Source organism: Helicobacter sp. MIT 05-5294, from assembly GCF_000765675.1.
Classification (GTDB): domain Bacteria; phylum Campylobacterota; class Campylobacteria; order Campylobacterales; family Helicobacteraceae; genus Helicobacter_D.
In genome coordinates, this window is the sequence record NZ_JRPA02000001.1 from 240,896 (window position 1) to 252,236 (window position 11,341).

The window sequence follows — 11,341 nt, forward strand, 5'->3', positions numbered from 1 at the left end:
ACTGCGCCATTGCGAGAATTGCAACGCAATTCGTGGCAATCTATAATGTAGAGATTTAGAAAACTTTACAATGGAAATTTCAAAGGTGAGATTCCACATTATGGATTGCTTCGTTCGCTTCCGCGTAATGACAAAAGTGTGCAGAATCGCCACGAAGCTAAACCCTCACGCAATGCAAAATAGTGTGCAAGATTATCAAGGAATCTGCACTTTTCAAGAACGATTCTAAAATCTAATTCCCCCTTAATGAAACTAATAAAAACCACATTATTGGATTGCTTGGATTGCTTTTTTAAAATTATGCTAAAATTTTAATTTTTAAGAATCCAAAATTTTGGATTCTTATCTTAACTTTAAATTTAAAGAGAAGCGATGAATTTACAAGAGCAATTACAAAAAACAAAGGCGAGTAAAAGCATTTTAGCGGCACTTGAACATAAAGTGCGCATTGGATTTTTGCGTGATTGTGCGGATTTGTTAATACAATCTCAAGAAGCAATTTTAAAAGCCAATCAAGAGGATTTGAATGCAGCAAAGGATTTTGGTTTAAGTAGTGCAATGTTGGAGCGATTGGAGCTAAATCCCCAAAAAATAACCGCTATGGCGGAATCCCTGCGTCAAATCGCAGATTTTCCTGACCCGCTAAATAGAATCTTAGGAGGTTTTACCAATCATTGCGGATTGCGGATTGAAAAGGTGAGTGTGCCATTGGGAGTGATTGCGACGATTTACGAATCGCGTCCCAATGTAACGAGTGATGTCGCGGCTTTGTGCTTTAAAAGCGGAAATGCTTGTGTATTAAAGGGCGGGAAAGAAGCGCAACAAAGCAACGAAGCGATTTTGAAAGTTTTTCATCAAAATTTACAAAAATACCATTTGTCCCAAGATTGTATGGTGTTGCTTCCCTCTATGCGCAACAGAGAGGAGCTTAAGGATCTTTTAGGTGCGAAAGATTCTATTGACTTGGTGATTCCACGCGGTGGAGAGGGGTTGATTTCTTTTGTAGCAGAACACGCAAAAGTGCCTGTGATTAAGCACGATAAGGGAGTTTGTCATATTTTTGCGCACCATACTTGCAAGATTCCCGAATCTATCGCGGTGGTTGTGAACGCCAAAACTTCGCGTCCAAGCACTTGTAATGCGTGTGAAACGCTTTTGGTGGATTCTGCCTTTGCCGCAGAGTTTTTACCACAAGTCGCCAAAGCCCTAAAAGAAAAGGGAACGATTTTAAAAGGGGACGCGTCCTCTTGCGATATTTTGGCGAGTTGCGGAATCTCGTGTGAGCAGATTCCATTGGAAGATTATCACAAAGAGTATGGGGAAAATATCTTAAATCTACGCGTTGTTGGCGGAATCCGCGAGGCATTAGAGCATATCACTCAATTTGGAAGCGGACATAGTGAGGCGATTTTGAGCGAGGATTATAGCGTGATAGAGCATTTCTTAAACGCGGTGGATTCTGCTTGTGTGTATGCGAATGCTTCCACGCGTTTTAGTGATGGAGGTGAGTTTGGCTATGGGGCGGAAGTCGGAATCTCTACGACAAAAATTCACGCACGCGGTCCTATGGGTGTGGAATCCTTGACGAGCTATAAATACAAAGTTTATGGTAGCGGACAAGTGCGTTAATGAAATCTAAAAGAATCTTTAAGAGATTTTAGAGTTTGTGCAAATGAAAAGGCTTTTGGGTAGTTTGGGCGTTGCTTTGTTTGTGTTTGGTGTGCAAATTTTGCAAGGTTTTGAAGAGGCGCGATTCCAACAAAACCTTTCAAACCCTAACTCCCAAAGCCTTAAAGCACTTCTTCAAAATGCCTTAAGCAATCCCCTCTTACAAAGCAAAGAATCGCAAGTTCAGGCGTTAAAAGAAGAAAAAAACGCGGTGTATGCAGAATATTTGCCAAAAGTCGTTGCGGGTTATGCCTATCAAGAAACGCAAAATCCTGATATTTTCTATCCCAAAAAGCTAGATGGTGCGTTTGTAGAGGCGCGTTGGTTGGTTTTTGATGGCTTAAAAAGAGAGGGGAAATTTGACATTGCCCATTATAAACTCAAAGCCAAAGAACACGAAAGCAAAAGCACCAAAGAGCAATTACAGCTACAAATCATTCAGGAATATTTCAATGCTTTGGGATTACAAAGCAAACTCAAAGCCCTAAATCATCAGCAACAAGAGCTTAGTGAAAGCATTGCAAAATACCAAAGATTCTATGAAGTGGGACTTGCTTCGCTAGATACGCTTGAAGCAATTAAAGCCCAAAATTATCAAAATATCTATACAATAGAATCCACAAAAACTGCGCTTAAAGCGCATTTAGAGCAACTCTCACTTCTAAGTGGAATAGAAATTAACGCTTTGGACGAACACGCGAGTTTGCGCGAAGTTTCTTTGGATATTTTTCCTAAAAGTAGGGAGGATTTACAGGCAAACTTCTATCTACTCAAAGCGCAAGAAAGTGCCAAATCCCAATACACTTATTTGCCAACAATTGCGCTAAGCAATCGCTACACACGCTATAATTATCATGACCGCGCTATGCCATCGGACTTACCCTTTACGATTCGTTTAGACGACCCAAATTACCAAAACACATTAGGAATTTCTGTGAGCTTTACGCTTTTTGATTCTTTGGCGACTTTTAGAGCGTATGAGAGTGCGCGGCTTAATGCAATGGCGGCGAACTTTGAATACACTTACCTTAAGGATTCTCATAGGCGCGAGTTAATCATCGCAAAAGAGGCTTTAAAAAGCGCGAAAGAAAAAATCAAATGGGCGGATTCTGGCTATCAATCTGCCTTGATTGCGTATTCTTATGCAAAGGAAAAGTTTAATGCTCAACTGATTGATTATACACAATATCTCAAGGCACTAACGACTTTGCTTCACGCGCAAAGTTTTTATGACGAATCCCGATTCCTTTATGAAGTCAAAAAGGCGGAATTTCTCTATAAAAGCGGAGAAAGTTTTGAATCTTTTGTTAAAGACTAAGGAGTAAAAAGTGCATACAAAAAGCAAAAAAGCCTTGAATCTTGTTGCGTTTTTTGTGGGTTTAGCGATTCTGCATTTTCAGGCGTTTGCCCAAAGCGAAATCTATGCGACTTTTGAAGTCCAAGCACTCCAAAACGCGACTTTAACGCTAAGTGCTAGTGGCGTGGTAGAAGAGATTTTTGTCGCGGTAGGTGCGCAGGTAAAAAAGGGCGATAAACTGCTTTCTCTTAGGGCAAAAGATTTAAAAGAAAGCGTCCAAGTGGCAAAAGCAAGTTTGGAATCCCTAAAAGTCAAATATGCTTTTATCGCAAGTCAATACAAACGCTATGAGCAATCCAAAGATGCGATAGATTTAAATACTTTTGAAAAAATCAAATCTGAATATCGGGCAAGTTTTTTTGATTTAAAACGCGCAGAGGCGAATTTTGCCTTGCAAAAAGAATTGTTGGATAATACGATTCTTTATGCTCCTTTTGATGGCATTATTGCCCAAAAATTCGTAGAAGTTGGCGATGGCGTGGGGGCAATTTCTAGTAAGCTTTTTATGTTAGAATCCTTGCACAAAAAAGCATTGATTGCCTTTGATTCTAAGTATTTTAATGTGGTTGCTGTGGGTGATGAGTTTATTTATAAGGTGGATAATATTACGCAAGATTCTAAATTAATCCTTAATAAAATCTATCCAAGCATTGACAAAAAGACCAAAAAAGCAACTGCAGAGGCGTTCATAGAGAATCCTAAGATTCCAGCGGGGACTTTTGGCGATGGCGTGATTGTGCCAAATGTAAGTAGGGATTCTAAAATCACAAAACAAAGCGGCAAACTCTAATGTCAAAGTTTGCGATTCCGCGTCCTATCACAACTTTGATGTTTGTGTTGGCTTTGATATTTTTTGGAGTGGAAGCTTTTAAAAGGCTAAGCATTTCGTTGTATCCTAATGTTGATGTGCCGATTATCACAATTACAACAATTTATCCCGGCGCAAATCCAGAGGTTGTGGAGGGAAAAGTAACCGATAAGATTGAAGAGGCAGTCAGCGGGATAGAATCGCTTAAAAAAATCACTTCTACGAGCGCAGATAGTGTGAGTGTGGTAGTCGTGGAGTTTGAATTAGAAAAAGATGTGGAAGTCGCTGCAAATGATGTGCGTGATAAAGTCTCTACGATTAGCTTTGGAAGTGAGGTGAAATCTCCTAGAATTGAAAAGCTCAATGTGGGGGGTGCGCCGATTATTTCGCTTTTTGTCAGCCCTAAAGTAGCGTTAGATGAACAAGATTCGCAAAGTCTCTTAGTGTTGCATTTGCACACGGATTTGAATCTCAAACCACTTTTGCAGAGAATCAAAGGTGTGGGAAAAGTTAATCTTGTAGGATATTTGGAGCGCGAAATTAAGATTCGCCCCTTTCCTAGTGCGTTAAATAAATACAATTTTACCTTTAGTGATATTGCCCGTGCAATCCACGCGCAAAACATTGAAATTGATGGCGGACGATTGATTGACGAGAAAAAAGAATGGAAGATTTTAACTAAAGCAGACGCGAGTAGTGTGCAGGATTTGGGGAATATTCTTGTTGGCGATGGCGTGAAGCTAAGCGATATTGCGCTGATTGTGGATTCTACCAAAGAGGCGCGGAGTTTTTCTAATCTCGTAACAGAGGAGATTAGCGGAAGTGGAATCTTGCTAGAAGTGCAGAAAATCACTGGGGCTAATGAGATTGAAATCGCAGATTCTATCAAAGAGATTTTACCCTATCTACAAGAGATTAGCCCACAATACCAACTCACCCTCGTGCGGGATACGACAAACTATATCAAGGACACGATAAATGCGGTGGAGTTTGATTTGGTTTTAGGGGCATTTTTGGCGGTTTTTGTGGTGTTGTTTTTCCTAAGAAATGGACGCATTACTTTTATTTCTAGCTTAAGCATTCCGACTTCTATTTTTGGCACTTTTGCTTTAATGCAGGTTTTTGGTATGTCGTTGAATCTCGCAACAATGGTCGCAATTACCCTTGCGATTGGGATTATTATTGATGATGCGATTGTGGTGATTGAAAATATTTATAAAAAACTAGAAAGCGGAATGGAGCGCAAAGAAGCGGCTTATGCTGGAGTGCGTGAGATAGGGTTTGCGCTGATTGCGATTTCTTGTATGCTACTTGCGGTGTTTATTCCTATTGCCAATATGAGCGGGGTGGTTGGGAGATTTTTTACTTCTTTTGGGCTGACACTTGCGGGTTCTATTATTATTTCGTATTTGGTGGTGATTACTTTTATCCCTATGCTAAGTGCGCGGATTGCGGATTTTCATTCGCAAACTAGCAATTCTTGGCAGCAAAGATTCTATGATTGGAGTGAGCGATATTTCAAAGCAGTAGAGGGATTTTATATTCAAACACTGCATTGGGTTTTGCGCCATAAAGCCCTTGTAGTTGGCGGAATCTTCGGGATTTTTATTTTATCGCTTTTTTTGATTACGCGTTTGGGGGTGGAGTTTTTGCCCTCTGAAGATAAGGCGGAATTTGATATTAAACTTACAAGTAAGCCCGGAATCTCTTTGCAAGAAATGCAACGCCAAACCCTTGCGATTCAACAACGATTGCATCAAGAAAGTGAGGTGGAATATAGTATTTTGAATATTGGCTATACCGCAGAACAAAAAGTCTATGAAGCCAAGATTTACACGCGCTTAAGTGCTTATAATCAGCGCAAACGAACGCAAAATGAGATTATGGAATCCCTGCGTGAGACTTATAAGGCTTATGCGCGGGATTTTGATATGGGGATTGCGTTAATAAAGATTCCACAAATTAGTTTAGGCGAGGACGATTCGCCTTTGCAGCTTGCGCTTTATGCACAAAACATAGAATCCCTTAATCAAAGTGTAGAAAAAATCCAAGATTTAATGCGACAAAGCGGGAAATATCGGGATATTCATACCGATATTAAAGCCCAAACACCACAGATTCGCTTACGAGTAAATCGTGCGATTTTAGCACAATATGGATTCAGTGCGCAAGAAGTCGCAATGGCTTTGCATAATGCTTTTAGCGGGACGCAAGAAGTGTCTTATTTCCGCGAGGGAGGCAAGGAATACGATATTGTATTGCTTAGCCCACAAAAAGATTCTTTGATGGATTTAAGCACTTTAAGCCTTAGAAATGCGCGTGGAGAAAATGTGTTTTTGGACGGATTAGTAGAACAAGAAGAAGTGGGAGCGACAACGAATATCAAGCATTATGACAGACAACGAAGTGTGATGATTTATGCAAACTTAAGTGAGGGGGTGAGTTTAGGTGAGGCGACGGATTATTTGGAATCGCATAAAGAAGAATGGCTAGAAAATGGGGTGCGCTATAAGGTCGAAGGGTATGCGAAATATATGCAAGAAACCAATGCAGCATTTGTTGTTGCGATGATAACGGCTTTGTTTTTGATTTATTTTATTTTGGCTTCTTTGTATGAATCACTTTTGCAGCCTTTGGTGATTATGATTACCTTGCCGCTTAGCTTTACAGGGGCATTTTTGGCACTTTTTGTGAGTGGGGAATCTTTGAGTTTATTTAGCATTATGGGATTAATGCTTTTGATGGGGCTTGTGGGCAAAAATGCGACTTTGATTATTGATGTTGCTAACGAAAAACGCACACAAGGTGTTGCGCTAGAGGATTCTATTTTACAAGCGGGTGGGCTTAGGCTGCGCCCGATTTTGATGACAACGATTGCTATGGTGTTTGGTATGTTACCCCTAGCCCTTGCAGGAGGTGCAGGAAGTGGAATCAAATCGCCTATGGGAATCGCAATGATAGGCGGGTTGCTAGTTTCAATGATTTTGAGTTTGCTTATCGTCCCGACTTTTTATTGTTTGATTGCTTCATTAGATGATAGATTAAGGAAATGGTATCATTGATTGTGGCAAATTTACTTCCTAATATAATCTCCTCCAAAAGACAAAAGATAGCCTAAACCATTGGTATGGATATAACCCTCATAGAGTTTGAGTTTGGAGGGGGATTCTAAAAATGTTTTTGTGTAGTTTTCTAGGTCTTTTGTAGAATTATTTTCTCCTATATCACTAAGATAGACTCTATAAAGGTCGTATGAGAGAATTTTGTCCTCTGGCATTTTTAGAATCCACACTTTAGCCCAATTATTGGAATCTATATTCCACACCAAGACAAGATATTCTTTAGCATTTAAAGGATTGGTTAGCTTGGATTTGTTTTCTTGATAATAAGCTTGTTTGGCTTTGTCTAATTCTTCTACTTCTTTTTTTAGGGCAACAAAGATAGTTTCCTCGCCTAAATCCTCCATTAATTGGAGTTTTTTATATTTAGGGATTAGGGATTGCCATTGTAGAGTTTGAGAAAGAAGTTGAGCAAGGATTCTGCCCTCTTTGCTTGGTTTGTCTCTTAGATTGATGATAAATTTATTTATATCACTATGTGTATAGGCTAAAGCAGAAGTAGGGAGAGGTTCAAAGAGTTTGAAATAAGAAATAGGTTGATAGAGGAAATCTTCTTCATTATAAAGATTAGGAATGAAAGCTGGATAGTTAAAATTAGAATCTTTAGGTAGAATCTTATAGGAGTGGATAACGCCTAAACAAAGCGTCAAAACGCCCCCGCTCTCTAAATTTCCATTGAGATATTTATCGTATTTTGGAAGAAGAATCACTTGGCTAAAATCAAAGCGTGATTGCAAAGGATTCGCATATAAATCCCAATATGCTACAAACCATTCAAAGCTAATTTCAAGTGGCGCGAAGACGCTACCAAAGCGGGAGTTGAAAAACTTTTCTTGTTGGGCTTTGGTTGAATCACTTTGGCTTAGGACTTCTTTGGCAAAATCATCATTAATATGATACGGAATCTTGACTTTGCTTAATTCTCTATCTGTGGCGACAAAGTCATCATAGCCCAAAAAGCTTTTTTCAAAGTCCTTAGCATAAAGCACAACATAATTGATATAAGGATTCTCTTCTGGGAAAAACACCAAATCAATGCCTTTATTGTAATTTACTCTAAAATCCCAAGAGATTCTTAAATAGCCTCTAAGTGTGAGAGTGGAAGAGATGGGAGGATATTGATTGCGGATTTGAATATCTTTGGAGCAGAAGTATTCTTCTAGCTCTTCATTGCTTAAGTTGGCGTATTTTTCCGCGCTTAATTCGTATCTTGTAAGTAGAATCCAAAAATGATTGCCGTCAATTTCTTTTAATTTTAATGATTGTAAGTTGCTCATTTAATTGGATTCCTCTTTGGTTGATTGGATTTGTTATGGAACATTGGTTTTATTATCGCACATTATTGCTTGAATAACGCCAAATCCCATTCATCTATTAATCTCTCCAATCCATCTTATAATATTGCCTTTATTATCAATCTCTACTTCTAAATCTTTGTATTTATTATAGAATCTTGGAGCTAGGATTTCGTTATAGTATTTAGTGCCTTTGGGGGTTCTTGCAACCCAAATATTATATTGCGACCAATATTTGGGAGTATCCCAAGAGGTATCGCCCAAAATCAGACTATATCCTTTCTCATCAATCGTATCAGGTTCGTCTAAATCTCTGTTAAATCTATTTGCATAAAAATAATTATCTCTAAAATATATCCACGCTTGGTATTTGTCTTCTTTATAGTAATATAAATTTGTAGGATAATCTATCCTGTCCCTATCCTCATCATCACAATATGAGCCAAAATCAATATAACCTGCTAGGAAGAGTTGTCCTATAACATTAATATATTCACTAATATAAGTGGGTCTAGGTGGATTTGGGGAGAGATTATTATCAAGGTGATCTATGCGATAGGTGTATATCATAATATCATCACCTTCAATTTTTCCGCTTATTGAAAACCCAAATATACAATACTCAAAATACTCTAAAATATCAGCTTTTGTTAGATTTGGAATCTGCAACAATAATTCCATTTCCCAAAACTCATCATCTTTCCCATATTCAAAATCATCGAAATCTGGAAACAATACTCCATCAACTTCTCTTATCACTCTACCAATCGCCATTTTCTTTTGCCTTATTGTGGATTTTAGTTTTAATTTTTGTGTGATTTCTTTTATTAAGGAATTATACAATATGTCAATATTTTTAAATCTAGGATTCATTGATGATACTTTTTGTATAAAAATTTAATCCCAAAAGATAGAATCTTAAGGGTAAAATAAATTGTTAATGGGATAAGAAATAAAAATAACGCTAATAACAAACTAAACTTCATAACTCCAATATACCAACCCCACACATCTGTGCCCTCTATAAACAAATACTTCTGCTCACCATCATATATCATTAGAAAAAATGGTGGATAATAAACGCTTAACCAAATAATAAACAATTTCATTTTGTTTTTGATAGTAAAGAGAGCAAAAATTGTTATAAATATGACAAACAATACAAATGTTTCTTTGTAAAATAAAGATAAAAACGCATTCATTTTAGCCCCCTCATTCTTCTTTTGGTTTTAACCAAACTTTGTTGTCATAATAATACTTCAAGACTGCACCATAGCTTGAGATTTTCTCCTTTGCTAAAGAATTATACAATATGTCAATATTTTTAAATCTAGGATTCATTGATGATACTTTTTGTATAAAAATTTAATCCCAAAAGATAGAATCTTAAGGGTAAAGTAGATTGTTAATGTGTGAAAAAACATTATCATTGCCCAAGCAAAACTTGCGACAAGAATCCCAAACCAAAATTCCATTACTTCTTGAGTTCCCATTCCGGCATAATCTAAATTTTGGGTTTCAAATTCTCCAGCGCATACAAAAAGAAAAATAGGAGTAAAGCAAAATAATGCCCAAACAAAAAATATAATTATTTTCTTTTTACTTATAAACAAAGAAAATATCATTATGCTTATGATAACAACTAATATCAACTTTATTGCCCTTTATTTAATGTCTTTGGTTGCCAAAGCTTATTTTTATAATAATACAACAAAATCCTCCCATAATTTGAGATTTTCTCCTTTGCTAAAGAATTATACAATATGTCAATATTTTTAAATCTAGGATTCATTGATGATACTTTTTGTATAAAAATTTAATCCCAAAAGATAGAATCTTAAGGGTAAAATAAATTGTTAATGGGATAAGAAATAATAATATTGCCCACCAAAAAGTAAGCCACATAACTCCAATATACCAATCCCACACATCTGTGCCCTCTATAAACAAATACTTCTGCTCACCATCATATATCATTAGAAAAAATGGTGGATAATAAATGCTTAACCAAATAATAAACAATTTCATTTTGTTTTTGATAGTAAAGAGAGCAAAAATTGTTATAAATATGACAAACAATACAAACGCCCCCTCATGAAAGAAAAAAGATAAAAACGCATTCATTTTAGCCCCCTCATTCTTCTTTTGGTTTTAGCCAAACTTTGTTGTCATAATAATACTTCAAGACTGCACCATAGCTTGAGATTCTCTCTTTTGCTAAAGAATTATAGAGTGTGCCAATTGTTTCAATGGTTGGATTCTCTAGTCTATCAATGATTCTTCTAACCAGCAAACAACCCATATCTATATTTGCATTTGGATTGGTTTGGATTTGTGCTTTGGTGTAGCCTAGTTGTTTGGCTAATTCTATCCAATAGTTATAATTTACATTCATAGGGCGAAAAGATTTTTGTTCTTTATAATATTTTGTAATAATATCTTTAAGAATAGGAGTTTCATATACTCTATCATAATATCCATGCGTAGATTCTAAATAAATAATTGCCCCTATTAAATCACTATCCAATGAATATTTTTGGGAGTATGAGATAATCAAACTTTCATTTTCTGTAACTTCCTCATAATCGTGTTGTTGGTGCTTAGGAATCTCGCTGGAACAATTTTTCTCATACCCCTCAATATTGAAAATAGCAGGAGTGTTATTGATGATACTTCGCTTTCTATCTTCCTCTAGTGAGAGGGTTGGGATTCTTTTTACTACTTCAAACTTATTTTGGATTTTTACTTCAATCCCTCGTGTTATTTCTTTAGGTGTTAGGGTTTTATTGGTTAAAAATTCTTTATGGATAAAGCCATTGGGATTTAAAATTGCTTGGGTTAATTCTTGGCGTTTAGTAGAATCTGCTTGTAAGATATTCTCTGCAAAGTCGTTAGGATTGTCTCTATCTCTTACTTCCTCTTTGGCAATCACAAGACAACCAAAGGTATTTCTAGGCGAAGTTCCCTCTTGGAATTGACTATTGTCCCTCGTATATCCCTCGTGGATTAGAATCCCTCTATTAACTCCTACAAACTCATTATGAAGTTTTAATACTTCTTTTCTTGTGTTGCCATTATGCCAAGTTGTATTGTA

11 protein-coding genes are annotated in these 11,341 nt (G+C 37.0%); 5 read left to right on the forward strand and 6 right to left on the reverse strand.

The window, feature by feature from the left end; all coding sequences use genetic code 11:
* Positions 1-70: 70 nt before the first annotated feature.
* The 5 genes from LS69_RS10285 to LS69_RS01290 all read left to right on the forward strand — a co-directional run bounded on the left by LS69_RS10285 (position 71) and on the right by LS69_RS01290 (position 6,895).
* Positions 71-229, forward strand: a complete 159-nt coding sequence (locus LS69_RS10285) for a hypothetical protein (protein ID WP_194145367.1) — start codon at positions 71-73, stop codon at positions 227-229.
* Between the two features lie 143 nt (positions 230-372).
* The gene (locus LS69_RS01275; protein ID WP_138121563.1) at positions 373-1,629 is read left to right on the forward strand and encodes a glutamate-5-semialdehyde dehydrogenase; all 1,257 of its coding nucleotides are present in this window, start codon (positions 373-375) and stop codon (positions 1,627-1,629) included.
* Positions 1,630-1,672: 43 nt separating this feature from the next.
* Positions 1,673-2,986 (forward strand): TolC family protein, encoded by a 1,314-nt coding sequence (locus tag LS69_RS01280; RefSeq protein ID WP_138121564.1) that lies wholly within the window; start codon positions 1,673-1,675, stop codon positions 2,984-2,986.
* A gap of 10 nt (positions 2,987-2,996) precedes the next feature.
* The gene (locus LS69_RS01285; protein WP_238699054.1) at positions 2,997-3,815 is read left to right on the forward strand and encodes a biotin/lipoyl-binding protein; all 819 of its coding nucleotides are present in this window, start codon (positions 2,997-2,999) and stop codon (positions 3,813-3,815) included.
* Positions 3,815-6,895 (forward strand): efflux RND transporter permease subunit, encoded by a 3,081-nt coding sequence (locus LS69_RS01290; RefSeq protein WP_138121565.1) that lies wholly within the window; start codon positions 3,815-3,817, stop codon positions 6,893-6,895. Before LS69_RS01285 ends, LS69_RS01290 begins: the two co-directional genes overlap by 1 nt.
* Positions 6,896-6,906: 11 nt before the next feature.
* On the opposite strand, the gene LS69_RS01295 is transcribed toward LS69_RS01290, so the two are convergent.
* The 6 genes from LS69_RS01295 to LS69_RS10290 form a co-directional block, all read right to left on the reverse strand.
* Positions 6,907-8,229 (reverse strand): hypothetical protein, encoded by a 1,323-nt coding sequence (locus LS69_RS01295; protein WP_138121566.1) that lies wholly within the window; start codon positions 8,227-8,229, stop codon positions 6,907-6,909.
* Positions 8,230-8,319: 90 nt separating this feature from the next.
* A complete protein-coding gene (locus tag LS69_RS01300) occupies positions 8,320-9,021 on the reverse strand; it encodes a hypothetical protein (RefSeq protein ID WP_138121567.1) in 702 nt (233 codons plus the stop codon).
* 95 nt (positions 9,022-9,116) lie between these two features.
* Positions 9,117-9,449 carry a hypothetical protein gene (locus LS69_RS01305; RefSeq protein WP_138121568.1) on the reverse strand — a complete coding sequence of 111 codons (333 nt, stop codon included), beginning with the start codon at positions 9,447-9,449 and terminating at the stop codon, positions 9,117-9,119.
* 10 nt (positions 9,450-9,459) lie between these two features.
* Positions 9,460-9,588 carry a hypothetical protein gene (locus tag LS69_RS11025; RefSeq protein ID WP_275050948.1) on the reverse strand — a complete coding sequence of 43 codons (129 nt, stop codon included), beginning with the start codon at positions 9,586-9,588 and terminating at the stop codon, positions 9,460-9,462.
* Between the two features lie 447 nt (positions 9,589-10,035).
* Positions 10,036-10,371 carry a hypothetical protein gene (locus LS69_RS01310; RefSeq protein ID WP_138121569.1) on the reverse strand — a complete coding sequence of 112 codons (336 nt, stop codon included), beginning with the start codon at positions 10,369-10,371 and terminating at the stop codon, positions 10,036-10,038.
* A gap of 10 nt (positions 10,372-10,381) precedes the next feature.
* Positions 10,382-11,341: hypothetical protein (locus LS69_RS10290; protein WP_194145368.1), on the reverse strand; the 960-nt coding region annotated here is incomplete at its 5' end.